The organism is Lentzea sp. NBC_00516 (assembly GCF_036346835.1).
In the GTDB taxonomy this organism is placed as follows: Bacteria; Actinomycetota; Actinomycetes; order Mycobacteriales; family Pseudonocardiaceae; genus Lentzea; species Lentzea sokolovensis.
In genome coordinates this window covers 640,196-666,127 of sequence record NZ_CP107840.1, presented here as the reverse complement: position 1 = coordinate 666,127, position 25,932 = coordinate 640,196, and the positions used below count along the sequence as shown (strand labels likewise).

Sequence of the window (25,932 nt, the reverse complement as noted above, 5' to 3'; positions counted from 1 at the left end):
CCGCGAGGGCCGCCAGCATGCCGGGCTCTCCGTCTGGACGCCCAGCGAAGCGGACGATGAGGTGCCAGGCGACCCGCCGCGCACCAGTTCGTCCGCTGATCATGTGAGCGATAACATTGCGGCCCGAACGGCGTTTGCAGCATCGTCCAGCAGTGCTGCCCGAGCGTCGAATCGCGTTCGATTCCTCGCAAAACCGCTAAAGTTAACGCTCACATTTAGCGTTGACGCTAGGTGGACTCGTGGCTACGTTCCGTCTCGGGGCCGACGCGGGCAGTCCGGCTCCGCGCCGCGGTGCGACTCGTTCCGAACCGCACCGCTTCGCCGAGCGACGGGAGCGTCCCCATGTCCTCATCGTTGAGCCGACGCAGGCTCCTGCAAGCCGCGGGTGTGGCCGCCGTCGCGACCGCGGCGCCGTCGCTGCTGACAGGTTCTGCCCAGGCCGCGACGGTGCCCCCGGCCCGTGGCGACGCGGGCGTCTCGGCCTACGCGTTCGACCTGTCCGAGGTCCGGCTGACGTCGGGCCGGTGGCTGGACAACCAGAACCGCACGCTCTCCTACCTGCGGTTCGTCGACGTCGACCGGCTGCTCTACAACTTCCGCGCCAACCACCGGCTGTCCACGAACGGCGCCGCCGCGCTGGGCGGGTGGGAGGCCCCGAACTTCCCGTTCCGCACGCACAGCCAGGGACACTTCCTCACGGCATGGGCGCAGGCGTGGGCGGTCCTGGGCGACACGACGTGCCGCGACAAGGCGAACTACATGGTGGCCGAGCTGGCCAAGTGCCAGGCGAACAACTCGGCGGCGGGGTTCACCACCGGTTACCTGTCGGGCTTCCCCGAGTCGGACTTCGACGCGATGGAGTCCGGTTCGCCCAAGTCGGTGTCGTACTACTCCCTGCACAAGACCCTCGCCGGCCTGCTGGACGCATGGCGCTACATCGGCAACACCCAGGCGCGCGACGTGCTGCTGCGCTTCGCAGGATGGGTGGACTGGCGCACGGCCCGGCTGTCCTACAGCACGATGCAGAACGTCCTGGGCACGGAGTTCGGCGGCATGAACGCGGTGCTCGCCGACCTCTACCAGCAGACGGGCGACGCGCGCTGGCTGACGACGGCCCAGCGGTTCGACCACGCCGCGGTGTTCGACCCCCTCGCCGCCAACCAGGACCGGCTGAACGGTCTGCACGCCAACACCCAGGTGCCGAAGTGGATCGGCGCCGCCCGCGAGTACAAGGCGACCGGGACCACCCGCTACCGCGACATCGCCCTCAACGCCTGGACCATCACCGTCGGCGCGCACACCTACGTCATCGGCGGCAACAGCCAGGCAGAGCACTTCCGCGCGCCCAACGCCATCGCCCCGTACCTCAGCACCGACGCGTGCGAGGCGTGCAACACCTTCAACATGCTCAAGCTGACCCGTGAGCTGTGGCTGACCGACCCCGGCAAGGTCGCCTACTTCGACTACTACGAGCGCGCCCTGCTCAACCACCTGATCGGCCAGCAGAACCCGGCGGACTCCCACGGGAACATCTGCTACTTCACCGGCCTCAACCCCGGCCACCGGCGCGGCAACACCGGTCCCGCGTGGGGCGGCGGCAACTGGAGCACGGACTACGGCACGTTCTGGTGCTGCCAGGGCACCGCGCTGGAGACCAACACCAAGCTCGCCGACTCCGTCTACTTCTTCAACGGCACCACGCTCACGGTGAACCTCTACACGCCGTCGGTGCTGACGTGGTCGTCCCGCGCCATCACGGTCACCCAGACCACGAGCTACCCGGCGAGCGACACCACGACGCTGACCGTCACCGGCAACGCGGGCGGATCGTGGACGATGCGGCTCCGCATCCCGGCCTGGACCACGGGCGCGACCATCAGCGTCAACGGCGTCGCGCAGAACGTGACCGCCACTCCCGGCACCTACGCGTCCCTGACTCGAACGTGGACGTCCGGCGACGTGGTGACACTGCGACTGCCGATGCGCGTGATCGCCCAGCCCGCCAACGACAACACCGGCGTCGTCGCGCTGACCTACGGCCCCGCCGTGCTGGCGGGCAACTACGGCAACACCAGCCTGTCCGCGTTGCCCTCGCTGAACGTCGGCTCCGTGACCCGCACCAGCACGTCGTCACTGGCGTTCTCCGCCACGGCGAACGGCACGCAGGTCAACCTGGGGCCGTTCCACGACGCACACGGCTTCAACTACACCGTCTACTGGAGCACCGGCGGTGGCGGCACGGCGAGCCACCGGCTGGTCAACGCCAGCACCGGCATGGTGCTGGGCGTCCAGAACATGTCCACTGTGGACGGCGGCCTCGCCGTGCAGTGGCACGACAGCGGGACCGCCGACCACAACTGGCAGATGGTCACCGACGGGTCGGACGTCCGGTTCCGCAACGTCCACAGCGGCAAGGTGCTGGGCGTGGAGAACATGTCCACCGCCGACAACGCCCGCGTCCTGCAGTGGTCCGACAACGGCACGGCCGATCACAAGTGGACTCTCGTCGCTCAGGGCGACGGCACCTACAAGATCCGCAACGTCCACAGCGGGAAGCTGCTCGGCGTCCTCAACGGTTCCACCACCGCGGGTGCGCAGGTCGTGCAGGACTCCGACAACGGCAGCGCCGACAACCGGTGGCGCCTGGTCGCCAACTGATCCGCGAACGCGGCGGGGCCACTTCCGGGTGGCCCCGCCGCGTCGCGCTTTCAGACCATCTCGTTGCCGCTGACGGTCTTCCCTGCCGGGACGTAGGGCTGCACGACGTCCCAGTGCTCGACGATGCGGCCGTTCTCGAAGCGGAAGATGTCGACGATCGCCGCGTCACCGTCCGGGAGCCAGCCGCTGACCCGGCTGTGCGCGATGACGTGGTCGCCGTCCTCGAAGATCCGTTCCGGGTTCCAGCTGAAGCCGACGAGCGACGGCACGGCCGCCCGCAGCCCGTCGAGTCCGTTGGGCAGGTTCGGGCTGTGCTGGACGTAGGGCTCCGCCCAGTACCGGTCCAGCGCCGTGATGTCCTTGTCCTCGAACAGTTCGCGCATCGCGGTGCGGAGGACTTCCTTGTTCGACATGGACACCATCGTCGGCGGAATGCCCACGACCGGCACCCGTCAGATGACTGCGTCCGTGACGGTCGCTCGCCTCAGGCAGGCGGCCAGTTCCGCAGTGCGGCGTCGGCCACCCGCTGAAGGTCCTCGCGCGCCGCGCCACCCGCCGCCTGCACGGCCATGCCGTTCCCGATCGTCATGACGTAGCGGGCGATCAGGTCCGGATCGGCGCCGGCGGGCAGGTCGCCCTCCTCGACGGCCCGCTCGAACCGGTCGCGCAGCAGCCCCTGGCCCCCGTTGCGCCACTCGGTCAGGATGTCGCGCGCGACCCGACCGGTCTCGCCGACGGCCAGCGCGCCCTGCACTCCGAGGCAGCCGGCCGGGCATCCCGGCCGGGTGTTGGCGCGAACAGAGCCGGCGAGGAACGTCTCCGCGACCTCACGGGCGGTGGCCGCCTGCAGCGCTTCGACGGCGTAGGAGACCGTGCCTTCCGAGTAGCGCTGCAACGCCTTGCGGAAGAGCTCCTCCTTGTTGCCGAAGGCCGCGTACATGCTCTTGCGGGAGATCCCCATGCGCTCGGTCAGGTCGGTGAGGCTCGCGCCCTCGTACCCCTGCTCCCAGAAGACCACCATCGCCTTCTGGAGGGCCTCCTCGGCGTCGAACTCGCGCGGCCGACCGATCTGAGCCTTCTCCACGGCCTCATCCTACCCTTCAGCACCGATCGGTGCTGAAGTGCTACGGTCGCAATATGCACCGATCGGTGCACAAAAGCGTGGAGGTCAGGGAATGCGCAGGCTGGAAGGCAAGACCGCGGTCATCACCGGTGGCGGCACGCGGGGCATCGGCAGGGCCACCGCCGCACGACTGGTCGAAGAGGGCGCGCACGTGTTCATCACCGGCCGCCGCAAGACCGAGCTGGACGAGGCCGTGGAGGCCATCGGCCGCAACGTGACGGCGGTACCGGGCGACATCACGAACCTGGACGACCTGGACCGGCTCTACGAGACGGTCGCCGCGCGCGGTCAGGGGCTGGACGTGCTGTTCGCCAACTCGGCCACCGCGTCGTTCGCGACCATCGAGACGATCACCGCGGAGGACTTCGACACCGTCTTCGGCGTCAACGTGAAGGGCACCCTCTTCACGCTGCAGAAAGCACTTCCACTGCTCAACAAGGGCGCGTCGGTGATCATCAACGCCTCCACCGCCGCCGACAGGGGCACCGCCGGATTCGGCGCCTACGCCGCGTCCAAGGCAGCCCTGCGGACGTTCACGCGCACCTGGGCGAACGAGCTCAAGGACCGCGGCGTCCGGGTCAACGCCATCTCACCCGGGCCGACCGACACCAACGGGATCACGGAGCTCGTGGGCGAGGAGAACGCGGAGGCGTTCAAGGCGAACGAGGCCGCCCGGATCGCGATCGGGCGGATGGGCCACGTGGACGAGGTTGCCGCCGCCGTGGCCTTCCTCGCCTCCTCGGACAGCAGCTTCATGCTCGGCACCAACGTGTACGTCGACGGCGGCGAGAACCAGATCTGACCCCTCACTGGACGTCAGGAACTCGCCCGTGTGACACTTTGTCCAGCATCTGACACTTCGTTCAGTTCTGGAGACCACGTGCGAGATCCCGCCGGCACCACCGCGGACGCCGTGTTCGCCGCGTTGTCCCCCGTCATCGAGGGCATCGCGGCGACGTTCGGGCGAAGCTGCGAGGTGGTGCTGCACGACTACCGGGATCAGGAGCGGTCGGTCGTCGCGGTCGCCGGATCCGTCACGGGCCGGGAGGTCGGCGACGCGATGAGCGAGATCGGCCTGCGCGTCCTCGCCGCCGGGGACGACGCCCGCAACGAGGTCGGCTACCTCACCCGCGCACAGGACGGGCGGGTGCTCAAGTGCACGACGCTGCCGTTGCGCGACGTCGACGGAACGTTGATCGGCGCGTTGTGCGTCAACATCGACGTCTCGGCGATCAACCGCGCGACCGGCGTGCTCTCGGATCTGCTCGGCCTGTCCGCACTGGAGGAGCCGACCGCGTCCACGAACTTCTCCGGCGACCTGGACCAGGTCGTCGAGTCCCTGATCGAACGCGCCGAACGCGCGCACGCCGTACCGGTTGCGGCGCTGGGACGTGACGAGCGACTGGTGCTCGTCCGGTCGCTGAACGAGGCCGGTGTGTTCGCGTTGCGCGGCGCGCCTGGACGTATCGCCCAACGGCTGGGCATCTCCCGCACCGGTCTGTACAACGACCTCGCCGAGCTGAAGAAGGACACCCCGTGACCGACAGCCCTGCCTTCGTCAGCGAGTCCGAGTCGGCAGCCCTCGTCGACGACGACCTCGCGCTGGCCGCCGCGCGCGAGGCGTTCCTGGCCACCGCGACGGGAGCGACGATCCCGGTGGTGATCGGCCAGTCGTTGCCGCACAACAGGTTCACCCTCAAGTCCGGCGCGGCGGGCGACCTCGTCGGCGTGAAGATCGGCAGCTTCTGGCCAGGCAACGTCGAACTCCCCCGGCACAGCTCGACGATCGTGCTGCTCGATCCCGCCACCGGCAGGCTGAGCGCTGTCGTCGAGGCCGCGGCAGCCAACGCCTACCGCACGGCCGCCGCCGACGCGCTCGCCGTGGACACGCTGGCCCGCAAGGACTCCCGCACGCTGACCGTGATCGGAACCGGGCATCAGGCCCTGCACGAGGTCCGCGCCGTCAGCCGGGTGCGGCCGATCGACCGGGTCCTCGTCGTCGGCAGGCGTGCTGACGCGGCACTGGCGTTCGCCGCTGAAGTGACCGCGGTGACCGGCTTGAAAGCCGAACCCGTCGACGCCAGGACCGGTGTCGCCGCGGCGGACGTGCTCGTCACGGCCACGACCGCCCGCGAGCCCCTGTTCGACGCGAGCTGGGTCGCGCCGGGCACGCACATCTCCGCGATGGGAGCCGACGGTCCCGGCAAGCAGGAGCTGCCGGTCGCGCTGTACGACCGCGCCTCGCTGTTCTGCGACCTTCCCGAGCAGTCCCGGACCATCGGCGAGTTCCAGCACGCCCGCTCCGTGCCGGTCGCGCTCGGCGCCGTGCTCGCCGGTGATGCCGAAGGACGGACCTCGCCGGAGGACGTGACGGTGTTCGACAGCTCCGGATTCGCCTTGCAGGACCTCACTCTCGCCGCCGCCCTGCTGCGTCGCCGCGCCGCCTCCCCGGGAGACCCCGAATGACCACTGTGGACACCCCGTTCGCCCTGATCGACACGGACCGGCTGGACCGCAACGCGTCCCGGCTCCGCGACCACCTGAGCGAGCTTGGTGCGCCGTTGCGGCTGCACGTCAAGACGTCCAAGTCCGTCGAGGTCGCGCAACGGGTCCACGCGGACGGGCCGATCACGGTGTCCACCCTCGCCGAGGCCGAGCACTTCGCCGACGCGGGCTACCGGGACGTGCTCTACGCAGTCGGTCTCGACCCGCACAAACTGCCCCGCGTCGCCGCTCTTCTGCGCCGCGGCGTGACCCTCACCGTGCTGCTCGACACCGTCGAACAGGCCGAGGCGCTGATCCGGTTCGCAGCCGGGGAGAACCTCAGGATGCCGGCCCTCGTCGAGATCGACTGCGACGGTCATCGGGGCGGCATCGCACCCGCCGATCCCGCCCTCGTCCACATCGGACAGTCGCTCGGCCCGCACCTCGCCGGCGTGCTCACCCACGCGGGCGAGTCCTACTTCGCTTACACCCCAGCGGTATTGCACCAGGCCGCACAGAACGAGCGGGACGTCGCGGTGGCCGCCGCCGAGGCATTGCGTGCGGCCGGACTGCACTGCCCGATCGTCAGCGTCGGCTCGACCCCCACCGCGCACGCGGCGACCGACCTGACGGGCGTCACCGAGGTCCGCGCCGGCAACTACGTCTTCTTCGACCTCGTCATGGCCGGCATCGGCGTCTGCGGCCTCGACGACCTCGCGCTCTCGGTGGTCGTCACCGTGATCGGCCACCGGCACGACAAGAACTGGGTGCTCACCGACGGCGGCTGGATGGCCACGTCACGGGACCGCGGCACGCAGGCGCAGGCCGTCGACCAGGGGTACGGACTCGTCGCCGACGAGCACGGCGACCTGATCCCCGAACTGCTCATGACCGGGGCGAGCCAGGAGCACGGCGTCCTGAGCACTCGGGACGGCAAGCCGGTACCCGACCTGCCCATCGGCACCCGGCTGCGGATCCTGCCGAACCACGCGTGCGCCACCGCCGCCCAGCACGACCGCTACCACCTCGTCAGCGGCACCACGTGGAGCCGCCTGCGCGGGTGGTGACGGATCACGCCGTCGGATCGGCGCCGAGCGCGAGAGCGAGCAGGTCACCCAGCTGGTCGAGCTGAGCCGCCGAGAGGTTCCGGAACGAGGTGTCCAGGACACCGTCGGCAAGGTCCTGCCCGGCCTTGAGCAGCCTCTCCCCCTCCGCGGTGAGCCGGTGCCGCACGGGACGTCCCGGCCCCGGGATCCGTTCGATCAGCCCGCGGTCGGCCATCCGCGTGGCCAGCGACCCGAAGGACTGGTCGGTCTGGAAGGTCAGCACCGCGAGGTCGTGCAGCGACGCGTCCGGGTTGCGGGCCAGGTGCCGCAGCGTGTCCCACTGCACCAGCGAAAGCCCGAGCGGCGCCAGCGCCTGGCTCATCGTTCGGTGGTGGCGGTGCTGCAGGCGCTTGACGGCCAGGCCGACGTCGGCGGGACGGTGAGGCATGCGGGCCAGCCTACCCGACTGAGGACAGGTTGCTTATATAAGCATCCTTATCTAAGGTTCCTTATATGACTCCTGAGCTGACCCTGCTGAACCTCGACCACACCCGGACGTTCCTGCTGCTGCACGGCGGCGGTGGCGTGCCGACGATGGCCGGTTTCGCCCACCTGCTCGCCGAACGCGCTCACGCACGAGTGCTGCTGCCCACGCACCCCGGTTTCGGTGGCACGCCGAAACCGGACGGTCTCACCGGCGTCGCCGGCCTGGCCAGGACCTACGCCGACCTGCTCGACCGCCTCGACCTCACCGGCGTCACCGTGATCGGCAACTCGTTCGGCGGCTGGGTGGCCGCCGAGATCGCGCTGCTCGGCAGCCCGCGGGTGGGCAGCGTGGTGATCGCCAACGGGATCGGCGTCGAGGTCGAGGGCCACCCGATCACCGACGTCCGCGGCCTCTCCCCGGCGGAACTGCGGGCGCTCTCGTGGCACGACCCGAGCAAGGCGCCGCAAGCGACCAGCCCAGGCCCGGACGTGCAAGCGCTGATCGGCTACACCGGACCGAAGATGGCCGATCCGACCCTCGCCGAGCGGCTCGGCCGGACTCCGGTGCCCGTCCACGTGATGTGGGGCGAGAGCGACGGCATCGTCTCCCCCGAGTACGGCAAGGCCTTCGCCGCCGCGATCCCGCGGTCGACGTTCACCCTGCTGCCCCGCACCGGACACCTGCCGCAGGTCGAGTCACCCGAGGCACTCCTCGACGCGGTGCTCTCAGTTCGCTGACGGCACCTGGCCGGGCTCGCGCCGCAGGTCGTCCAGCCCGCCGCGGACGTCGTCGATGGTGATCTGCTCCGCGGCGGCCGAGTCGCCCGCGCGCAGGGCCCGGACGAGCGCGCGGTGGCTGGTGTAGCGGTCGAGACCGAACCGGTGGTTCGCGAGCACCCGGTCCAGCATCCGCGTCCGGCGCTCCGCCCGCGTGAACACCCTCGTCTGCTCCAGCAACCGGGCCAGAACGGCGTTGCCCGCGCAGGCGGCGACCGCGTCGTTGAAGCGCTGCATGGTGTCCAGCAACGTGTTCAGGTGCTTCTCGACCGCGCGGCCCTCGGCGTCGCGCTGCTTGATGACGATCAGCAGGTCGTCCGCCTCGTCGAGAACGGCGTCGAGTTCGTCGAGCTGGGCGGTGGTCGCGTGACGGGCGGCGAACCGGGCGATGAGGCCGCGCAGCGCGATCTCGACCTCGGCGAGGTCCTCGACGGCGGAAGCGCCGATGTCCGCGACGACGACCGTGCGCGGGCCGATCCTGTTGATCAGGCCGTCCTGTTCCAACCGGCGGATGGCCTCCCGGACCGGCGTGGGGCTCATCGACAGCCGCTCGGCGAGGCCACGTTCGGTGATCTTCTCGCCGGGGGCCAGGTCACCTGCGGCGATGGCCTCCTGGACCGAGCGGTAGGCCCGGCCTGCCAGCGTATCGGACTGAGGATCCTTGTCGGCCATCACAGGTACCGATACTACGACAATCACTTAAGCTATTGCTTGCCAATTTTGCTATAGCATCCTAGTTTGGGGGTCGCCGCGACGTTCCCGAGCCAACGGAGGCTTCCCGATGTCGTCACTCGCCGCGCCGGTCGACCGGCGGCTCACCAGGCGCATCACGTTCTTCGTCGCGCTCGCCGTGTTCGCGCAGGAGACGACCTGGGACTTCTACGACGCCCAGGTGCCGCCGCTGCTGCGCGAGCACATCGCCAGCACCGCGATCGTCGGCCTGCTCATGGGCATGGACAACCTGCTCGGCATCTTCGTCCAGCCCTGGATCGCGAACCGCTCGGACAACACCCGCACGCGGTGGGGCCGCCGGATCCCCTATCTCGCGGTGGGCATGCCACTCGCCGCGGTGCTGTTCGTCTTCATCCCGCTGGCAACCGCGTTGCCGGCGCTGATCGCGGTCATCTTCATCTACTCGTTGGTGGGCAACAGCTTCAAGCCGATCGCCCAGGCGTTGCTGCCGGACTTCATCGAGCCGGAACGCCGGGGCAGGGCGAACGCGGTGGTGAAGATCGCCTCCGGCACGACGGTCATCGTGTCCGCGCTCGTCAGCGCGTTCATGGTGGACGACCACCCGAAGCTCGCGTTCACCGTCCCCGCCCTGATCATGCTGGTGAGCACAGCGGTTCTCGTCTCACGGGTGCGCGACAACACGTCGAGGGGCTACCAGCTCGCGCTCACCGAAGACGCCCACGACGAGACGTCCGTACGTCTGCGGGACCTGGCCAGGGACATCCTTCGTGACCACGACCGCAGCCGGCTTCTCGTCGTCACCGCGGTCCTGCTGTTCGCGTCCGCCTGGTTCTCCTCGCGGTCGTTGTTCACCCCGTACGGCATGGAGACCCTTGCCCTGTCCCGAGGTGAGGCGGGCTCGCTCACGTTCCCGAGCGGTGTCGCGTTCCTCCTCGCCGCCTACCCGGCCGCGTTGCTCGCCGAACGCATCGGGCGCATCCGGACGATGACGATCGGGATGGTCGTCTTCGGCGTCTCGCTCGCGTTCGGCAGTCTCGTGCCGACCCCCATCACCACGGTCGTCGCCTTCTGCGTCGCGGCCGCCGGAGCGTCCGGGTTCCTGATCAACGCCGCCGTCGTGCTGTGGAACCTGGCGCCGTCCGCCCGCGTGATCGGTGTGTACACGGGCCTGTACACGGTGAGCTGGGCGGCCGGTGGATTCATCGGACCGGGGGTGGTCGGCGCGATGGTCGACATCACCGGGTGGCGCTACATGCTCCTCGACATCGCCCTGATCACCGCGCTCGCCACCGCCGTGATCCTGCGCGTCGCCGTCCTGAGCCGACGTCGCTCGGTCTCGCTGTAGAAAGGAAAACCGCACATGAGCGCTCCTATCGGAGCTGTCCGCGTCCTGACGCCCACCGGCATGCTCGGCGCAGGCTTCACCCAGTCCTCCGTGGACCGAGGGCTGGAGCTGGGCGCCGACGTCATCGCCGTGGACGGCGGCTCGACCGACTCGGGCCCGCACTACCTCGGCTCGGGCACCGCCAAGACGACCGCCGCGGCCGTCGCCCGCGACCTGCGGATCCTGCTCCGCGCCGCCGCCCAGGCCCGCATCCCGCTCATCGTCGGGTCCTGCGGCACCAGCGGCACCGACTCGGGCGTCGCCTGGGTCGCCGGGATCGTCGAGGACGTCCTGTGCGAGGAGAAGCTCGACCTGTCCGTCGCGACGATCTTCAGCGGGCAACGCGCGGACTTCGTCAAGACACGCCTTCGGGAACGCGCGGTGCATCCGCTGGCACCGTCCTCCGCGCTCGACGAGACCACTGTGGACAGTTGCACCCACATCGTCGGGATGATGGGCCACGAACCGATCGAGGAGGCCCTGCGCGCCGGAGCCGACGTGGTGCTGGCGGGCCGCGCGACCGACACGGCCCTCGCCGCCGCGGTGCCGTTGATGAGGGGCATGCCCGCGGGTCCGGCGTGGCATGCGGCGAAGATCGTCGAATGCGGCGGGCAGTGCACGACGAACCCGCGCGCGGGCGGCGTTCTCGCCACGATCGACCACACCGGTTTCACCATCGAACCGCTCGACCCCGACGCCGCCTGCACACCGATCTCCGTTGCCGCGCACATGCTCTACGAGACGGTCAACCCTTTCCGGATGCGCGAGCCCGCCGGCGAACTGGACGTCACCGAGGCCGTCTACACGGCGCTGGACGAACGGCGCGTGCGCGTCGAAGGCTCGCTGTTCCACACGGCAGACCAGCACACGGTCAAGCTGGAGGGAGCCAGGATCACCGGCTACGAGACGATGTCGTTCACGGCCATCCGCGACGAGCACATCCTCGCGAACATCGAGGACTGGACCGACCTGTTCGTCAAGGTCTTCACCGCGCGGGTCGAGCAGACCCTCGGCCTCGACAGCGCCGACTACTCCTTCGACCTGCGCCGCTACGGCTACGACGCCGTGCTGGGCTCGCTCGAACCGGCCACCCGCCCCCCGCGCGAGATCGGCGTGATGCTGCTGGTCCGCGCCACCACCCAGGAGCTCGCGACGGCCGTCGCGAAGGTCGCCAACCCGTTGATGCTGCACCTGCCGACCCCGGACATGGCCTACCTGCCCAGCCTCGCGTTCGCGACCTCCCCCGCCGAGACCGAACGCGGCCCTGTCTACGAGTTCGCGCTCAACCACGTCGTCGACACCCGCACCCCCACCGAGATGTTCCGCATCGAGCACCGGAAGGCCGTTGTCCATGACTGAGCAGCCCACGCAGACGTTCGGCGACATCGCACTGGAGGTCCGTTCCAAGAACGCCGGACCGTTCTGGGTGACGATGGAGCTGTTCATGCGCAACCCCGAGGACTACGCCCTGGCGTCCGCGCCGGAGATCATCAACGAGGAGGCCATCGCGTTCCTGTACGGCGTGCGCGCCGAGGACGTCCAGATCTTCCGGATCCCGTCGCTGAACGTCGTCAAGATCTCGTTCCCCCGGCCCGTTCCCCAGGGTGGGCTGCTGGACCGTGACATCCACGCCGGGCAGCACCACGTCCCGCTGGCGTCGCTGGCTACTCCACCGAGCACTGCACGCTGTTGAAGACGAACGCGGTCGGCGCCTTGTGCGTGCCGCGTGTGGTGCCGGTGATCCCGAGCTGCACCGACCCGCCCGAGGCGATCTGCCGGTTGGCTGTCTCGTTGGCGACGCTGACGATCGCCCCGTACTGCCGCCCGGAAGCGTTCGACACGTTCTGGAGGGTGTCGCCGTTCGACACCGTCCAGAGCAGCGACCAGCCGTTCACCGCCGCGGTACCGGTGTTGCGCACGGTCAGGGTCGCCTGGAACCTGCCCTGCGACTGCCCGGTGATCCGGTAGGCGGCGGCGCAGGCCTTCGCCGGCTTCGGCGGGGCCGCGGCGGCCGGTGGTGGGGCCTTGGTCGTCGTGGTCGTGGGAGGAGCGGGTTTGGTCGTGTCGGAGCCCTCGCACGGCGGACCCCACAACCCTCGCTTGGCCGCGGTGGCCTCGTCCCGTGCCGCGATCATCGGCCCGCCGTCGACGCCTTCCGGCTTCAGCGCGCCCTGCCGCACGGCGAGCACCGCGTAGTCGGTGCCGTCCTCCAGTTCCAGGTTCACCTCGCCGATCGTCAGCACGGTGAACCGGACGGAGCTCGCCAGCAGCGTCGATCTCGCGAAGTCGAGCGCGGCCTTCGCGAAGCACTCCTTCGGCTCCGCCAGCAGGGCGATGCGGACCTTCGTGCCGTCGGCGAACTCGACGGTGCGGCCGTCGACCACATCGCGCACGACGGTCAGCACGTTCTGCGGCGGCACCACCTCGTTGACCAGCGTCGGCGGCTTCAGCGGGGTCTGGGGCAACGGCGCCGGCGCCGCGGGCGCGGCCGAACACGCACCGATCAACAACACCGACAACACCAGCAGGTGCCTGCGCGCCACCGTAACCCCCGACTGTCCACCGACCCCAAAGTCGCTTGGTGCGAAACGATTCGTGCACCGTCCTCACGCGACTCACTGCAGGACTGTCGGCCGAGGTGATCAGCGCGTTACCGCTCACGGTGGCCCGGTGAGCCCGAAGGCGACTTTCGCCGGTTCCTCGGAATCGCTCTCCGTGCCACCGTGACGGTCATGCGCCATCCGATCGAGCTAGCTCGCGAGCACCGCGAGGTGGTCGTACGAAGTCGGTTCGACGACCCACTCGGTGGACTCGGTGGACTTCGCCGCGCGACCGTTCGCGAAGCTCTGGTTCACCCAGTTCGCCTCGCCCGCGCTGGGGTACACGTTGCGGCAGGAGTACCCGGCGCTGCCACCGGACATCAGGATGTTGCAGTCACCGTTGTAGTTGTCCCGCAGACCGAGGCTGTGACCCATCTCGTGGGTGATCACCCGCAGCGGCGAGTAGCCCTCGTTGATCTGCAACCGGTCGAGGATGATCTGACCGGAACCGTGCCCGATGGTCGCCCGCGAGCCACCACCGCTGGTCACCGAGATCCGGATGTTCCCGGACCCGCTCGTCTGGACCATCCTGATGTTCGGAACCCGGCTGTTCCACACCTGGATGGCTTGCGGGACATAGCCCGCGTACTCACCGCCACCGCTGACGGTGATCGTCCGGGCCAGGGCGGCTGAGGATTCCGCGGAGGCCGCGGGGGCGGCGACCACCGTCAGTGCGAGCGCGGCCACACCGGCCATCGTCGCGACAAGTTTGCGCAGGGACACGAGAAACTCCATCTCTTGAGCGGAGTGCAGGGATCGCCGACACTGGCCGACGGGCGGCGTCACGACAAGCGATCGACCGGGCACGGCCGGTGGTGGGCGAAATCGGCGGGCGCTGTGCCTGGCACGGCGCGAGTCTCTGGAAGAACTCTGGAATTCCGGCGTCTGCCCTGGAGGAGAGATGAACCAGGCCGAGTTCGGCACGGCGTTGCGGTCCGCCATCAGGGCCAGGGGCCTGACGCTTCAGAGCGTGCGCACCAGGCTCGCCCAGCACGGCATCGTGATCGGCCTGGCGACGCTGAGCAGCTGGCAGTCAGGCCAGATCCGGCCGGAACGGGCAGAGTCGCTGCGCGCGGTCGCCGCGATCGAGCAGTTGCTCGCGCTTCCGGCGGGCTCGCTGATCCGGCTGCTCGGCCCGCGCAGGCCGCGCGGCAGGACCACGCCGTCCGGGTGGAGCGGGATCACCAGGATGATCAGCCACCTCGGCTCGAACGCGCCGGTCCGCGTGCTCCTGACCGAGGACCAGGTCCACGTGAGCGAGAACCGCCTGCTCCGCACCGTCCGCACCAAGATCATGGGAACGGTGACGGGCAGCCACGCGGTGGACCGCTGGTGCGTCGGCTGCACGGCGGAACCGAAGCGGGATCTGAACGACATCCGCGTGGTGCCGGTCCGCCGCTGCCGGACCGGCACCACGGTGCGGGACGACTCGGCCCACCTGCTCGGCACCGAACTCCTGCTAGACCGGGTCTACCGGCGCGACGAGACGTTCGTCATCGAGTACGACTGCGTCTTCGACCGGCCGCTGGCCGAGGACGAGTACTTCCGGGTGATCACCCAGCCGACGGACCTGTACGTCCTCCAGGTCTCCTTCCGCAGAACCCCTTCGCCCGCCCGGTGCGTGCGGTTCCTCGGCAGACCACGCGGAACCGACCAGGGCGACGCCACGCTGATCAGCCGCGGCACCGCGATGATCGCCGAGCCGGACGCGGTACCCGGCGTCTACGGCATGCGCTGGGAATGGGATCCACCGTGGAACTGACGGCTCAGTAGACGAACCTGCGCACCTCGTCCGGCTGGATGACGAGCCGGACCTGGTCCGCGCCAAGGATCTCGGCGAGATCGTCGACACGGGACGGGTCACCGGCGTCCCAGTAGCGGGCCGCCAGGCGCTCGGCCAGTTCATGTGCTCCGTCGGTCTCCACCGTGACGGAGCCGGAGACCGCCAGCCAGCGCTCGCGCTCCCCCACCGGTGCGGCGACGACGATCGAGGCGCGGGGATCGCGGCGCAGGCGGCGGACCTTCAGCGAGTTAGGGTCGGTGAACAGCTGGATCGTCCCCTCGGCCGTGGCCTCGAACCACACCGGCCGCGGTTGCGCCGGCACCGGCCCCGCCGCGGTCGACAGGAACCCGTACAGCGGGCGGCTCAGGAACTCCAGATCCTCGGTGGTCAGCGAATCGCTCATGAGTCCGATTGAACACGGCCTGATCACGACCGGCACATGGGCGAGAAGCCGCACCGCCTGTCCAATCGTCTAGATCCGCGCCCCGATCAAGGCGATGACGAGCAGGATCCCCACCACGCCCGCGGACTGCCACAACACCAGGTCGAAGCTCCTGCGCACACCGGTCTCCGCGGGCACGGGGTCCGGCCGGTGCCGCTCGATCTCCTCCCGGATCCGGTGCTGCACCCGGCTTCCGTTCAGGGAGCTCGTGACGGAGAACGCGCCCGCGGCGACGTTGATCCGCTCGCCCGAGGTGGTCACGAGGTGGACCTCGCGTTCCGACTCGATCGACGCGAGGTCGGCCCACGGCACCCAGTACACGCGGAACCAGTTCACCACCAGCACGCCCGAGCCGTAGATCTTCACCGCCGCGTGCGCGCCGACCATCCACACGAACCAGGTGATCGGCGCCATGATCGCGACGAACTCCAGCCGTTGCGCGAACCCGTTGCCGGGGAACGGGGTGAGCAGCACGTACACGGTCGTGACCAGCATGCCCAGCGTCACGGTCCAGCTGAGGACGCTGTCGAACTTCCTGCGCAGCACCACTGCCGCCCTGCCCCGGCTCATGGCCACACGATAGGACTTGTCCATGAACCTGGAGACCTTCATTGATCCCGAACTCGCCGTGCACGTCGAGGAGTCGCGCCGGACGAACGCCGAGCGGGGCATGAGGCGAGGTCCGAGCAACCCGGACGAACTGCGGGAGTTCCGGACCGAGGCACCCGAGGACAACGTCCTGGTCGAGGCCGGCGGCCGGCAGGTCCCCGTCCGGATCCTCGAGCCGAGCAGCGCGCCTCGCGGGGTCTACCTGGACTTCCACGGCGGCGGCTTCTACATGGGCTCGGCGGCGCAGGACGACGCCCGCAACCAGCGGCTCGCGGACGCGCTCGGCATCGCGGTCGTGAGCGTCGACTACCGGCTCGCCCCGGAACACCCCTGGCCGGCCGCACCCGACGACGCCGAGACGGCAGCGCACTGGCTCCTGGACAACGCCGGGGAGCGGTTCGGCACCGACCGACTCGCCATCGGGGGCTTCTCGGCGGGATCGACCCTCGCCGTCACCACGCTGCTGCGGCTGCGCGAGCAGGGCGAAGCAGAGCGGTTCACCGGGGCGGTCCTGCAGTTCGGCACCTACGACGTGAGCGGGCTGACCCCGGCCGGCCGGTTGATCGCGGACGAGTACTTCATCGAGGCCTATGCGGGGCACGTGCCCGACAAGACGATCCCGGACCTCTCCCCCGTCTTCGCCGACCTGCGCGGACTGCCGCCGTTCCTGATGGTCGTCGGCGACCAGGACGTCATCCTGGAGGACAACCTGGCCATGGCGGCCCGCATCGTCGGGGCGGGCGGCGAGGTCGACCTCAAGATCTACCCGGAGTCGCGGCACGGCTTCACCAACCGGGACAACGGCATGGCGCGGGCCGCCTGGCAGGACATCGAGCAGTGGCTCGGCAAGCGCCTAAACTCCGGCCAACAGTGATCAACACGAGGTGGCGACATGAAGCTGGGCGATGTCACGCGGACCGCTCTGGCCTGCGTCCGGATCTTCAACGGCGCGCTGGGCCTGGTCGCCGCCGACCGGATGGCGAAGAGCCTCGGCGACGAACTGGGTGACGACAAGCGGTTCGTCTACCCGGCCCGCATGTTCGGCATCCGCACGCTCGTCCTCGGCGTGGACCTGCTGACGTTGAAGAGCGGTGACGCGAACGCACGGCGGGTGTTGCGCCAGGCCGTGCTCATTCACGCCACGGACACCGCTGCCGCTGTCTACGCCGGTAAGCGCGGCGAGCTGCCGGCCAGGGCGGCGAAGCTGACCACGATCATCTCCGCCGTCAACACCGGGCTGGCCGTCGTATCGCTGCTCGCCGCTGAGAAGGACAGCTGACGCGCACGGCACCGCCGCGTGGCTGTGGGCCAGCAGGTCGGACTGCGGACGCGCCTTCGAACACGCCAAGGCCGCACTCCCGCAGTACGAGAAGTCCGGCAACAAGATGCTGATCGCCATGGCGCACAACAACATCGGCCATTGCGCGGCGGAGGTCGGCCACACCCACCTGGCGCTCGGACAGCAGGGCCGCGAGGAGGAAGCCGGACGCCTGCGCGGGCAACTCCAACCCTGAACGCCAACTGACGACGTGGGTGCGTGCCCACGGGAAGCACCGGGGGCACGCACCACATCGGACGGATCTTCTAACCGAAGTTCACGTCACTGCACCACATGTAGGCCTGGTCCAGGTGCGAGGCCTGCCAGATCGTGAACACGATGTGGTGTCCGCGGTAGGCGCCGGAGGTCTGGACGTTGAACGTGATGTCCTTGGCCGGGGCGTACCTGCCGGTCTGCGTGATGAAGTCGAGGTTGCCCCAGCCGAGTCTCTGAGTGGTGGGGTCGTACCCGTTCTTGCTCACGTACACCCGGAAGTAGTCGGCACCATGAGTGGCCTGGTCGTACAGGTGCATCGAGAAGGTGCTGCCGACGTTGGTGGTCTTCCACTGGCCAGGTGTGTTCAGGGAGTTGTTGCGGGAGAGGGCGTTGCTGCAGAGCTGCCCGTCCGGGGTCGCCCCCTGGAAGTTTCCGCCGAGCCCGTCCCGCAGCGCGCTCATCCAGTTCCACATGGTGTCGGCGTTGGCCTGGAAGGCCTGCCAGCACATGGGATCCTGTTGCTGCATAGCGGGATTCGTGTGCTGACTGCCCCAGGTCTTCCAGCACTGGTAGGCGCGGGTCGCGGGGCCGACGATGGTGCCGTGCGCCGAGGCCGGCGGGGCCCAGAGGACGGTGCAGGCCAGCATGCCGACGATCACGGCGATGATGCCTCTACGTCTGGCGACGGAACCGGAGGTAGTGTGCAGACGCATGGTTGAGCCTCCATTCTCCGATGATCGAGCAACAGCGATCGATCTGGGAGCGCTCCCAAATTCACCCTATCCGTCACCCTCCGAGACCGCAACGGTGCATTGAGTGACAAACGCGGCCACCTCGGCCCGGAGACACCGCCCGACCTCGGTCAATCAACCTGACATCGCGTCCTGAGGTTTTCGCACTCCCCCAATGCGTTCGACTCGATTCGACTGTCGAATGTGGACGGCCACGGCCCGCGCGAAGACTCCGAACGCAGTATTGACCCTCGACGATCGGGACAGGAGTCTGGGAGCGCTCCCAGACTCGTCGACGAGGACGTGATGCGCATGGCAAGGCGCCGGCTTCTCCTGGTGGCCGCGCTCGTCGCGGCCGGACTACCGGCCGTGGCGACCACCGCGTCCAGTGCGCCCGACGCCACGGTCGTGGTCAACGCGCGGGCGGGGCTGGCCACCGTGCCGGACACCGCTCTCGGCGTGAACCACGCGATCTGGGACAGCCAGCTCGGCACGAACGCGGTGGCCGACCTGCTCGGGGACGCGGGCGTGCGGATGATGCGCTACCCGGGCGGTTCGTACGGCGACATCTACCACTGGAAGGACCACACGGCCCCCGGCGGATACGTGGCGCCGAACACGGACTTCGACACGTTCATGTCCGGTGTGCGCCGGGCTCAGGCGCAGCCGATCATCATCGCGAACTACGGCACCGGCACGCCGCAGGAGGCTGCCGACTGGGTGCGCTACGCCAACATCACCAAGGGGTACGGCGCGAAGTACTGGGAGATCGGCAACGAGCTCTACGGCAACGGCCACTACGGCTCCGCGTGGGAGGCGGACGACCATCCCGACAAGAGTCCCGCGGGATACGCCAGGGAGACCGTGGCCTACGCACAGGCGATGAAGGCGGTCGACCCGACCATCAAGATCGGCGCCGTGCTCACCACGCCGGCGAACTGGCCGGACGCGATCGTCGCCGCCGGTGACGCCGCGAGCTGGAACCAGACGGTGCTCTCGATCGCGGGCCCGTACGTGGACTTCGTCGTCGTGCACTGGTACCCCAGCGGGTCGACGGCGGCGGAGACGATGGCGAGCGCGGACCAGGTCGGCGACATGACGTACCTGCTGCGTCAGCAGATCGCCCGCCACGCCGGGCCGGACGCGGACCGCATCGGGATCGCCATGACCGAGCTGAACACGACGTACGGCCGAAACACCCAGCCGGGCGCGCTGTTCGCGGCCGAGGCCTACACCTCGTTGCTGGAGAACGGCGTGTTCACCGTCGACTGGTGGAACACCCACAACGGTCCCGGCAGAGCGTCCACTGTGGCCGGTCAGCCCGACTACGACGACTTCGGCCTGCTCTCCAGCGGAACCTGCCTGGCGGACGGCGCGTGCGAGCCGCCGCTGAACACCCCGTTCGCGCCGTACCACGCGCTCAAGATGCTGAGTCTCTTCGCCAGCCCCGGTGATCAGCTCGTGCGAGCGGGTTCCGGTGACCCGTCGGTCCGGGCGCACGCGGCACGCCGGCCGAACGGTGATCTCGCGGTGTTGTTGCTCAACTCCGACCCGGACAACGCACGCACGGTCGCCATCGACTACGCCGGTTACGCACCTTCCGCTGCCGCACCGACAGTGCACACGTTCACCAACGGTGCTACCGATATCTCGACCTCGACCGACGGCGACGCGCTCAGCCGGACGCTGCCGCCGTTCTCGCTCACGACGCTCGTCCTGCACCCGTCCGCTCCGGCCCCTCTTCCCGCCGCGCCGGGACAACCGGCCTCGGCCGAGGTCACCGACCGGACCGCGACGATCACCTGGCCTCCTGTTCCCGGCACCGTGAAGTACGAGGTCCACCGTCAGCTCGGCACGACCGGGGAGCAGTGGGGCGAGACGTCCGGCACCTCGTTCACCGTCGGCAACCTCAACCCCGGCACCAGGTACACGGTCAACGTGCTGGCGCGCACCGCCGCCGGTGCCGTGTCCTGGGCCTCTCCCCCGCTCACCGTCACCACCGGCAGTCCCGCCCAGAGCACCTGCGCGGTGCGACTGTCCACGGTGTCCGACTGGAGCAGCGGATACGTCGGCGGCATCGACATCACCAACACCGGCACCCACCCGATCTCCGATTGGACGCTGACGTTCGACTGGCCCACCGGGCGCCAGCAGGTGGGCTCGGGCTGGAGCGCGACGTGGACCCAGACCGGGAACGCGGTCACCGTCACGGGATCCACCCGCATCGAACCGAACGCGACCGTCGGCGTCGGGTACGTCGGCAACTACACCGGGCCGAACATCCCGCCGGCGGCGTTCAGGCTGAACGGAACCCTCTGCCGCACAGCGGTATGAACCTCTTGCTCAAAGGAGAGCGGATGAAGCGGCGGAACAAGGTTCTCGGCGCGCTGCTCGCGGCTGTGACAGCCGCGAGCGCGATGGTCGCCATCGGCACGACCGGCCAGGTCACGGCAGTGGCGGCGGGCGGCACGGGCACCGGGTACCTGCACACCAGCGGGAGCAGGATCCTGGACAGCACCGGCGCGACGGTCAGGCTGACCGGCATCAACTGGTTCGGGATGGAGACCGACAACAAGACCTTCCACGGCCTGTGGGCCAGCGTCACGTGGCGCCAGCAGCTCGATCACATGGCGCAGCTGGGCTACAACACGCTGCGCGTCCCGTTCTCCAACGACGCGCTCAAAGCCGACGCCAGGGCCACCGGCATCAACGACTACACCAATCCCGACCTGGTGGGGCTGTCACCGTTGCAGATCCTCGACAAGGTCATCGACTACGTGGGCCAGAAGGGGATGCGCGTGATCCTCGACCGGCACCGGCCGACCAGCGCGGGCCAGAGCGCCCTCTGGTACACGGCGGGCGTCCCGGAGAGCACCTGGATCAACGACTGGAAGATGCTCGCCCAGCGCTACGCGGGCAACACCACGGTCATCGGCGCCGACCTGCACAACGAGCCGCACGCCGAGGGCACCAACCCGGCCGCGACCGGTTCGTGCTGGGGTTGTGGCGACACCGCCCGCGACTGGCGGCTGGCCGCCGAACGCGCGGGCAACGCGATCCTGGGTGTGCAGCCGAACTGGCTGATCTTCGTCGAGGGCGTGAGCTGCCCGAGCGGCGGACTGTCGAACGTGTGGGACGGCGACCCGTCCAACGACGAGGACTGCGGCTGGTGGGGCGGGAACCTGTCGAAGGCGGGCCAGTTCCCGGTGCGCCTGTCCGTGCCCGGCCGGTTGGTGTACTCGCCGCACGAGTACGCCACGTCGGTCTACAACCAGCCGTGGTTCAGCGCTCCGAACTATCCGGCGAACATGCCCGCGATCTGGGACAAGTACTGGGGCTACCTGTACAAGCAGAACATCGCGCCGCTCATGATGGGCGAGTTCGGCACCACGCTGGCCAACCCGGTCGACAAGGTGTGGCTGGAGAACCTGATGGCCTACACCGGGACCGGCGTCAACGGCATCTCGTTCACCTACTGGTCGTGGAACCCCAACTCCGGTGACACCGGCGGCATCGTCGGTGACGACTGGACCACGGTGAACCAGGCGAAGCAGAACATCCTCCAGCCCTACCTCATCCCGCCCGCCGGCGGAGGTCCCGGCCCGACGACCACCACGACCACCACCACCGGCGGCGGCACTGGCGGGTGCAAATCGGCCTGGAAGCTGGACAACTCCTGGCAGGGCGGCTTCCAGGGCGCGCTGACCGTCACCAACACCGCGACGAGCGCCGCCAATCCGTGGACCGTCGCCTTCACGCTGCCCAGCGGCGTCACCATCTCCAACGGCTGGAACGGCACCTTCAGTCAGACCGGTGCCACGGTCACCGTGACCGCGCCGTCGCACAGCCCGTCGCTGGGTGCGGGAGCGGTGGTGTCGCTCGGTTTCACCGCCAACGGCACGGCAAGCGCTCCCTCGGCCGTCACGCTCAACCAGGCGGCCTGCACCACCTGACAGCCTCGGCCGCGGTGCTGTGCGGGCACCGCGGCCGGGGTTCCTCGCCAACGCGGACCAGGGACACTCACGGGCGCGAACAACCCCCTGGCCAGGGAAGTCTGACTCCTGCACACAGCATCACGAGGAGCGGACGACATGCCCACGATCACCCTGACCCAGCAGACCACCGCGACGCCCGAGCAGTTCGTCGCCGGGCTCACCGACTTCGGCCCCGGCCGCGCGGACCTGTTCCCCAACAGCGCCGACGCCGACCTGCGGGTGCACGACCGGGGCGACACGTTCGCCGACGTCACCGAGGGATCCGGCGGCATCTGGGAACGCCTGCACTACGACTGGTCCGACCTGGGCCGCGTCGTGCTGACCACCGTCGACTCCAACGTGTGGGGCGGACGTTCCGGCCACACCTACACGTTCACCAAGCAGGCCGACGGAACGACGCTCGTGCACGCCCACGTGGTGCGCGAGGGCAAGAACCTCAAGGGAAAGCTGCTCGGGCTCTCACTCGGGCTGCTCGGCAAGAAGGTGCTCGGCGGGGCCCTCGAGAAGACCGTGAGGGCCATCGAGACCAGGGGTTAGGTAAGGGTGCCCTAGGTCAACGCGACGGGCGGGAGCTAACGTAGCCCGTCGTGAGCATGGTCGTGGAGCACCGCGGGCCCGAACCCGCACCAGCACTGGAGAGCCCGCACCGGCGGCGGCGTCTCGGGCTGGTGGGTCTGCTGGTGTTGCTGGCCGCGGCGTCGGTGCTGTCACTGGTGATCGGCGCGCGGTCGCTCAGCCCGGCCGAGGTGTGGCAGGGGCTGTTCGGCGACCCCGGCGGCGACCAGCGGCTCACCGAGATCACGCTGATCGTGCAGACGCTGCGCATACCTCGGACGGTGCTGGCGCTCGTGGCGGGCCTCGCGCTCGGCGTCGCGGGCGCGTTGATCCAGGGGCACACCCGCAACCCCATCGCGGACACCGGTCTGCTCGGCGTCAACTCCGGGGCGTCGTTCGCCGTGGTGCTCTCGGTCTACCTGTTCGGCCTGCAGAACCCGGTCCAGTACATGTGGTTCGCGTTCCTCGGTGCCGCGGTGGCGGGCGTGGTGGTGTTCGGGCTGTCGAGCCTCGGCCGCGGCTCCGGCAACCCGCTCACGCTCGCGTTGGCGGGCCAGGGCGTCACGGTGTTCCTGGCCGCGATGACGAGCGCGGTGGCGTTGGGCGACAAGCAGACGCTCGACGTGCTGCGGTTCTGGAACGCGGGCTCGGTGCAGGGCGTCGGGTGGAACGTGATCGTGGTCGCGGCGATCTTCGTCGGCGTCGGGCTCGTGCTGGCGTTGTTCAACCTGCCGGTGCTCAACCTGCTCAACCTCGGTGACGACGTCGCGCGCGGCCTCGGCGTGAACATCGCGGCGGGACGCACCGTCGGCGTCGTCGCCGTCACCCTGCTCGCGGGTGCGGCGACGGCGGCGTGCGGGCCGATCGCGTTCCTCGGCCTGATGGTGGCGCACATCGCGAGATGGCTCACCGGACCGGACTACCGCTGGCTCGTGCCGTACGCGGGGTTGCTCGGCGCGGCCGTGTTGCTGGTCGGCGACATCGCGGGACGGCTCGTCGTACGGCCGGCCGAACTGCAGGCCGGCATCGTCATCGCCCTCATCGGCGCCCCGTTCTTCGCGGTGCTGGTCTGGCTCGGGAAGTTCAGGCAGGCATGATCAAGGCACCCGAAATGCACCGCGGCCTCCGCGTCGGCTGCTGGTCCTGGGTCTGGCGGCCATGGGCCGTGCTCGTCACGGTCGTGCTGGCGGCGCTGACGTTCCTGATCTTCTGCGTGTCGATCTCGATCGGCGACTTCACGATCGAACTGCCCGCGGTGGTCAGGACGCTGTTCGGGCAGGGCGAGCGGGTCGACGAGTTCGTGATCATGGACCTGCGGATGCCACGCGCGCTGGTCGGTCTCATCGCCGGTGTCGCGCTCGGGATCTCCGGCGCACTCACGCAGTCGGTCGCCCGCAACGCTCTGGCCAGCCCGGACGTGCTCGGCATCACCGGCGGCGCCAGCGCGACCGCGGTGTTCGTCGTGACGGCCGGCGGCGGCACGGCGATCGGCGGCGCGATGGGGCTGCCGGCGGCGGCGCTGACCGGCGGGCTGCTGACGGGCCTGCTCGTCTATTTCATGGCGTGGAAGAAGGGCATCGACGGGTTCCGGCTGATCCTCATCGGCGTCTCGGTCAGCGCGGTCATGCAGGCGCTCACGACGTGGCTGCTGGTGCTGGCCGACATCCGCGATGTCGCCCGCGCGCAACGCTGGCTAGTCGGGTCGCTCGACTCGCGCACGTGGACCGAGGTCTGGACGACGCTGTGGGTCACGATCGCGCTGGTCGTCGTCGTGATGGTGGTCGCCTTCCAGCTCCAGCCGATGCACTTCGGCGACGACGTCGCGGCCGGACTCGGCGTCCGGTACTCGGCCGTGCGCGCCGTTCTGCTTTTGTGCGCGGTGCTGCTCGCGGGCGTCGCGGTCTCGGCAGCGGGCCCGGTGCCGTTCGTCGCGCTGGTCGCGCCGCAGATCACCATGCGACTGCTGCGCTCCCCCGTGCCGCCGTTGCTGGCGTCCGGCCTGTTCGGCGCGTTGCTGCTGATCGGCTCGGACCTGCTGGCGCGCAGCGTGCTGCCCAACGACCTGCCTGTGGGCGTCGTCACCGCGATCATCGGCGGACCGTTCCTCGTCTACCTGCTGGTGCGCGCGAACGTGAAGCGCGCGACCTGAGGTAAGGCTCCGTTAAGTAAGGTTGGCCTATGACCGCGCTGCGCAACGATGCCGCCCGACTGGGCGCCGAGGGCGTCACGGTCGGGTACGCCGACCGGGTCGTGCTCGACAACCTGGACGTCGCCATCCCCACCGGGGTGATCACGACGGTCATCGGCCCCAACGGCTGCGGCAAGTCGACGTTGCTGCGGACGCTGTCCCGGTTGCTCAAACCGCGCCAGGGCAAGGTGCTGCTCGACGGCGGCGACATCGCGCGGCTCAAGACCAAGGACGTCGCGAAGCGGATGGGCCTGCTCCCGCAGACCCCGATCGCGCCGGAGGGCCTCACTGTCGCCGACCTGGTGGCTCGCGGCCGGCACCCGCACCAGAGCTGGGTGCGCCAGTGGTCGAGCGACGACGCGGACGTCGTGGCCAAGGCGTTGCACATGACAGGTGTCGCCGATCTGGCTCACCGCCCGGTCGACTCGCTGTCGGGCGGGCAGCGGCAGCGGGTGTGGATCTCCATGACGCTCGCGCAGGGCACGGATCTGTTGTTGCTGGACGAGCCGACGACCTATTTGGACCTTGCGCACGCGATCGACGTGATCGACCTCGTCGACGATCTGCACGAGGGCGGCTGCACGATCGTCATGGTGCTGCACGACCTGAACCTGGCCGTTCGCTACAGCGATAACCTGATCGTGATGAAGTCGGGATCCATTGTCGCGCAAGGACATCCGAGCGAAGTGATCACCAGCGAGTTGTTGCTGGACACGTTCGGCCTGCAGGCGAAGGTCATCGACGATCCCGTGAGCGAGCGTCCGTTGATCGTCCCCATCGGCCGGACCCACGTGGTGTCGAAGAGTGACCAAGGCCAAGTTAGCCTGCCCTAACTGAGTGATAA

General features: G+C 69.3%; 28 protein-coding genes. 19 read left to right on the top strand and 9 right to left on the bottom strand.

Going from position 1 to position 25,932, the window contains the following annotated elements; translation table 11 throughout:
* Positions 1-342: 342 nt before the first annotated feature.
* Positions 343-2,658: a beta-L-arabinofuranosidase domain-containing protein gene (locus tag OG205_RS03095; RefSeq protein ID WP_330274697.1), complete on the top strand. Its 2,316-nt coding sequence runs from the start codon at positions 343-345 to the stop codon at positions 2,656-2,658.
* A gap of 50 nt (positions 2,659-2,708) precedes the next feature.
* Here the strand turns inward: OG205_RS03095 and OG205_RS03090 are convergent, their stop codons facing one another.
* Complete coding sequence (locus tag OG205_RS03090) at positions 2,709-3,071, bottom strand: nuclear transport factor 2 family protein (protein WP_330274696.1); 363 nt, start codon at positions 3,069-3,071, stop codon at positions 2,709-2,711.
* 71 nt (positions 3,072-3,142) lie between these two features.
* Positions 3,143-3,742 (bottom strand): TetR/AcrR family transcriptional regulator, encoded by a 600-nt coding sequence (locus tag OG205_RS03085; protein WP_330274695.1) that lies wholly within the window; start codon positions 3,740-3,742, stop codon positions 3,143-3,145.
* Between the two features lie 91 nt (positions 3,743-3,833).
* Here OG205_RS03085 and OG205_RS03080 point away from each other — a divergent pair, with 91 nt between their 5' ends.
* The 4 genes from OG205_RS03080 (at position 3,834) to OG205_RS03065 (ending at position 7,332) form a co-directional block, all read left to right on the top strand.
* Positions 3,834-4,583: an SDR family NAD(P)-dependent oxidoreductase gene (locus OG205_RS03080; protein ID WP_330274694.1), complete on the top strand. Its 750-nt coding sequence runs from the start codon at positions 3,834-3,836 to the stop codon at positions 4,581-4,583.
* A 78-nt stretch (positions 4,584-4,661) separates the two neighbouring features.
* The gene (locus tag OG205_RS03075; protein ID WP_330274693.1) at positions 4,662-5,321 is read left to right on the top strand and encodes a helix-turn-helix transcriptional regulator; all 660 of its coding nucleotides are present in this window, start codon (positions 4,662-4,664) and stop codon (positions 5,319-5,321) included.
* Positions 5,318-6,247 carry an ornithine cyclodeaminase family protein gene (locus OG205_RS03070; RefSeq protein WP_330274692.1) on the top strand — a complete coding sequence of 310 codons (930 nt, stop codon included), beginning with the start codon at positions 5,318-5,320 and terminating at the stop codon, positions 6,245-6,247. The genes OG205_RS03075 and OG205_RS03070 overlap by 4 nt, the downstream gene beginning before the upstream one ends.
* Positions 6,244-7,332, top strand: a complete 1,089-nt coding sequence (locus OG205_RS03065; protein ID WP_330274691.1) for an alanine racemase — start codon at positions 6,244-6,246, stop codon at positions 7,330-7,332. The genes OG205_RS03070 and OG205_RS03065 overlap by 4 nt, the downstream gene beginning before the upstream one ends.
* Before the next feature lie 4 nt (positions 7,333-7,336).
* Here OG205_RS03065 and OG205_RS03060 read toward each other — a convergent pair whose 3' ends face one another.
* Complete coding sequence (locus tag OG205_RS03060; RefSeq protein ID WP_330274690.1) at positions 7,337-7,759, bottom strand: MarR family winged helix-turn-helix transcriptional regulator; 423 nt, start codon at positions 7,757-7,759, stop codon at positions 7,337-7,339.
* 65 nt (positions 7,760-7,824) lie between these two features.
* On the opposite strand from OG205_RS03060, the gene OG205_RS03055 reads away from it, so the two are divergent.
* Entirely contained in the window at positions 7,825-8,535 is a 711-nt protein-coding gene (locus tag OG205_RS03055; RefSeq protein ID WP_330274689.1) for an alpha/beta fold hydrolase, read from the top strand.
* Here the strand turns inward: OG205_RS03055 and OG205_RS03050 are convergent.
* A complete protein-coding gene (locus tag OG205_RS03050; RefSeq protein WP_330278085.1) occupies positions 8,524-9,246 on the bottom strand; it encodes a GntR family transcriptional regulator in 723 nt (240 codons plus the stop codon). The genes OG205_RS03055 and OG205_RS03050 overlap by 12 nt on opposite strands.
* 109 nt (positions 9,247-9,355) lie before the next feature.
* Between OG205_RS03050 and OG205_RS03045 the strand changes: the two genes are divergently transcribed.
* From OG205_RS03045 to OG205_RS03035, 3 genes are read left to right on the top strand one after another with little or no spacing between them, the layout of a single operon-like run.
* Positions 9,356-10,612, top strand: coding sequence for an MFS transporter (locus OG205_RS03045; RefSeq protein ID WP_330274688.1), 1,257 nt, complete (start codon positions 9,356-9,358; stop codon positions 10,610-10,612).
* 15 nt (positions 10,613-10,627) lie between these two features.
* Positions 10,628-12,010 (top strand): acyclic terpene utilization AtuA family protein, encoded by a 1,383-nt coding sequence (locus tag OG205_RS03040; RefSeq protein WP_330274687.1) that lies wholly within the window; start codon positions 10,628-10,630, stop codon positions 12,008-12,010.
* A complete protein-coding gene (locus OG205_RS03035) occupies positions 12,003-12,344 on the top strand; it encodes a DUF4387 domain-containing protein (RefSeq protein WP_330274686.1) in 342 nt (113 codons plus the stop codon). The genes OG205_RS03040 and OG205_RS03035 overlap by 8 nt, the downstream gene beginning before the upstream one ends.
* Here the strand turns inward: OG205_RS03035 and OG205_RS03030 are convergent.
* Entirely contained in the window at positions 12,316-13,194 is an 879-nt protein-coding gene (locus tag OG205_RS03030; RefSeq protein ID WP_330274685.1) for a cellulose binding domain-containing protein, read from the bottom strand. The genes OG205_RS03035 and OG205_RS03030 overlap by 29 nt on opposite strands.
* 207 nt (positions 13,195-13,401) lie before the next feature.
* Positions 13,402-13,974 carry a snapalysin family zinc-dependent metalloprotease gene (locus OG205_RS03025; RefSeq protein WP_330274684.1) on the bottom strand — a complete coding sequence of 191 codons (573 nt, stop codon included), beginning with the start codon at positions 13,972-13,974 and terminating at the stop codon, positions 13,402-13,404.
* A gap of 178 nt (positions 13,975-14,152) precedes the next feature.
* Here OG205_RS03025 and OG205_RS03020 point away from each other — a divergent pair, with 178 nt between their 5' ends.
* Positions 14,153-15,013, top strand: a complete 861-nt coding sequence (locus tag OG205_RS03020; protein ID WP_330274683.1) for a hypothetical protein — start codon at positions 14,153-14,155, stop codon at positions 15,011-15,013.
* A 4-nt stretch (positions 15,014-15,017) separates the two neighbouring features.
* On the opposite strand, the gene OG205_RS03015 is transcribed toward OG205_RS03020, so the two are convergent.
* Positions 15,018-15,437: a pyridoxamine 5'-phosphate oxidase family protein gene (locus OG205_RS03015; protein WP_330274682.1), complete on the bottom strand. Its 420-nt coding sequence runs from the start codon at positions 15,435-15,437 to the stop codon at positions 15,018-15,020.
* Positions 15,438-15,506: 69 nt separating this feature from the next.
* Positions 15,507-16,046 (bottom strand): PH domain-containing protein, encoded by a 540-nt coding sequence (locus OG205_RS03010; RefSeq protein ID WP_330274681.1) that lies wholly within the window; start codon positions 16,044-16,046, stop codon positions 15,507-15,509.
* A gap of 22 nt (positions 16,047-16,068) precedes the next feature.
* Between OG205_RS03010 and OG205_RS03005 the strand changes: the two genes are divergently transcribed.
* The 3 genes from OG205_RS03005 to OG205_RS02995 all read left to right on the top strand — a co-directional run bounded on the left by OG205_RS03005 (position 16,069) and on the right by OG205_RS02995 (position 17,599).
* Positions 16,069-16,959, top strand: a complete 891-nt coding sequence (locus OG205_RS03005) for an alpha/beta hydrolase (RefSeq protein ID WP_330274680.1) — start codon at positions 16,069-16,071, stop codon at positions 16,957-16,959.
* 18 nt (positions 16,960-16,977) lie between these two features.
* Positions 16,978-17,364: a hypothetical protein gene (locus OG205_RS03000; RefSeq protein ID WP_330274679.1), complete on the top strand. Its 387-nt coding sequence runs from the start codon at positions 16,978-16,980 to the stop codon at positions 17,362-17,364.
* Between the two features lie 106 nt (positions 17,365-17,470).
* Positions 17,471-17,599 (top strand): hypothetical protein, encoded by a 129-nt coding sequence (locus OG205_RS02995; protein ID WP_330274678.1) that lies wholly within the window; start codon positions 17,471-17,473, stop codon positions 17,597-17,599.
* A 70-nt stretch (positions 17,600-17,669) separates the two neighbouring features.
* Here OG205_RS02995 and OG205_RS02990 read toward each other — a convergent pair whose 3' ends face one another.
* The gene (locus OG205_RS02990; RefSeq protein WP_330274677.1) at positions 17,670-18,332 is read right to left on the bottom strand and encodes a lytic polysaccharide monooxygenase auxiliary activity family 9 protein; all 663 of its coding nucleotides are present in this window, start codon (positions 18,330-18,332) and stop codon (positions 17,670-17,672) included.
* A gap of 330 nt (positions 18,333-18,662) precedes the next feature.
* Between OG205_RS02990 and OG205_RS02985 the strand changes: the two genes are divergently transcribed.
* The 6 genes from OG205_RS02985 (at position 18,663) to OG205_RS02960 (ending at position 25,921) form a co-directional block, all read left to right on the top strand.
* A complete protein-coding gene (locus OG205_RS02985) occupies positions 18,663-20,684 on the top strand; it encodes a cellulose binding domain-containing protein (protein WP_330274676.1) in 2,022 nt (673 codons plus the stop codon).
* Positions 20,685-20,707: 23 nt separating this feature from the next.
* Entirely contained in the window at positions 20,708-22,303 is a 1,596-nt protein-coding gene (locus OG205_RS02980; RefSeq protein ID WP_330274675.1) for a cellulase family glycosylhydrolase, read from the top strand.
* 138 nt (positions 22,304-22,441) lie between these two features.
* Entirely contained in the window at positions 22,442-22,882 is a 441-nt protein-coding gene (locus OG205_RS02975) for a hypothetical protein (RefSeq protein ID WP_330274674.1), read from the top strand.
* Positions 22,883-22,938: 56 nt separating this feature from the next.
* Positions 22,939-23,997 (top strand): FecCD family ABC transporter permease, encoded by a 1,059-nt coding sequence (locus OG205_RS02970; RefSeq protein ID WP_330278084.1) that lies wholly within the window; start codon positions 22,939-22,941, stop codon positions 23,995-23,997.
* Complete coding sequence (locus tag OG205_RS02965; protein WP_330274673.1) at positions 23,994-25,049, top strand: FecCD family ABC transporter permease; 1,056 nt, start codon at positions 23,994-23,996, stop codon at positions 25,047-25,049. Before OG205_RS02970 ends, OG205_RS02965 begins: the two co-directional genes overlap by 4 nt.
* A gap of 29 nt (positions 25,050-25,078) precedes the next feature.
* Complete coding sequence (locus tag OG205_RS02960; RefSeq protein WP_330274672.1) at positions 25,079-25,921, top strand: ABC transporter ATP-binding protein; 843 nt, start codon at positions 25,079-25,081, stop codon at positions 25,919-25,921.
* Positions 25,922-25,932 lie beyond the last annotated feature (11 nt).

What these genes read in the sequence shown, in the direction of transcription:
- OG205_RS03095 (WP_330274697.1), top strand. Translation starts at nt 343, where the DNA reads ATGTCCTCATCGTTGAGCCGACGCAGGCTCCTGCAAGCCGCGGGTGTG.
- OG205_RS03090 (WP_330274696.1), bottom strand. Translation starts at nt 3,071, where the DNA reads ATGTCGAACAAGGAAGTCCTCCGCACCGCGATGCGCGAACTGTTCGAG.
- OG205_RS03080 (WP_330274694.1), top strand. Translation starts at nt 3,834, where the DNA reads ATGCGCAGGCTGGAAGGCAAGACCGCGGTCATCACCGGTGGCGGCACG.
- OG205_RS03065 (WP_330274691.1), top strand. Translation starts at nt 6,244, where the DNA reads ATGACCACTGTGGACACCCCGTTCGCCCTGATCGACACGGACCGGCTG.
- OG205_RS03060 (WP_330274690.1), bottom strand. Translation starts at nt 7,759, where the DNA reads ATGCCTCACCGTCCCGCCGACGTCGGCCTGGCCGTCAAGCGCCTGCAG.
- OG205_RS03055 (WP_330274689.1), top strand. Translation starts at nt 7,825, where the DNA reads ATGACTCCTGAGCTGACCCTGCTGAACCTCGACCACACCCGGACGTTC.
- OG205_RS03050 (WP_330278085.1), bottom strand. Translation starts at nt 9,246, where the DNA reads ATGGCCGACAAGGATCCTCAGTCCGATACGCTGGCAGGCCGGGCCTAC.
- OG205_RS03045 (WP_330274688.1), top strand. Translation starts at nt 9,356, where the DNA reads ATGTCGTCACTCGCCGCGCCGGTCGACCGGCGGCTCACCAGGCGCATC.
- OG205_RS03040 (WP_330274687.1), top strand. Translation starts at nt 10,628, where the DNA reads ATGAGCGCTCCTATCGGAGCTGTCCGCGTCCTGACGCCCACCGGCATG.
- OG205_RS03035 (WP_330274686.1), top strand. Translation starts at nt 12,003, where the DNA reads ATGACTGAGCAGCCCACGCAGACGTTCGGCGACATCGCACTGGAGGTC.
- OG205_RS03020 (WP_330274683.1), top strand. Translation starts at nt 14,153, where the DNA reads ATGAACCAGGCCGAGTTCGGCACGGCGTTGCGGTCCGCCATCAGGGCC.
- OG205_RS03015 (WP_330274682.1), bottom strand. Translation starts at nt 15,437, where the DNA reads ATGAGCGATTCGCTGACCACCGAGGATCTGGAGTTCCTGAGCCGCCCG.
- OG205_RS03010 (WP_330274681.1), bottom strand. Translation starts at nt 16,046, where the DNA reads ATGAGCCGGGGCAGGGCGGCAGTGGTGCTGCGCAGGAAGTTCGACAGC.
- OG205_RS03005 (WP_330274680.1), top strand. Translation starts at nt 16,069, where the DNA reads ATGAACCTGGAGACCTTCATTGATCCCGAACTCGCCGTGCACGTCGAG.
- OG205_RS03000 (WP_330274679.1), top strand. Translation starts at nt 16,978, where the DNA reads ATGAAGCTGGGCGATGTCACGCGGACCGCTCTGGCCTGCGTCCGGATC.
- OG205_RS02995 (WP_330274678.1), top strand. Translation starts at nt 17,471, where the DNA reads ATGCTGATCGCCATGGCGCACAACAACATCGGCCATTGCGCGGCGGAG.
- OG205_RS02990 (WP_330274677.1), bottom strand. Translation starts at nt 18,332, where the DNA reads ATGCGTCTGCACACTACCTCCGGTTCCGTCGCCAGACGTAGAGGCATC.
- OG205_RS02985 (WP_330274676.1), top strand. Translation starts at nt 18,663, where the DNA reads ATGGCAAGGCGCCGGCTTCTCCTGGTGGCCGCGCTCGTCGCGGCCGGA.
- OG205_RS02980 (WP_330274675.1), top strand. Translation starts at nt 20,708, where the DNA reads ATGAAGCGGCGGAACAAGGTTCTCGGCGCGCTGCTCGCGGCTGTGACA.
- OG205_RS02975 (WP_330274674.1), top strand. Translation starts at nt 22,442, where the DNA reads ATGCCCACGATCACCCTGACCCAGCAGACCACCGCGACGCCCGAGCAG.
- OG205_RS02970 (WP_330278084.1), top strand. Translation starts at nt 22,939, where the DNA reads ATGGTCGTGGAGCACCGCGGGCCCGAACCCGCACCAGCACTGGAGAGC.
- OG205_RS02965 (WP_330274673.1), top strand. Translation starts at nt 23,994, where the DNA reads ATGATCAAGGCACCCGAAATGCACCGCGGCCTCCGCGTCGGCTGCTGG.
- OG205_RS02960 (WP_330274672.1), top strand. Translation starts at nt 25,079, where the DNA reads ATGACCGCGCTGCGCAACGATGCCGCCCGACTGGGCGCCGAGGGCGTC.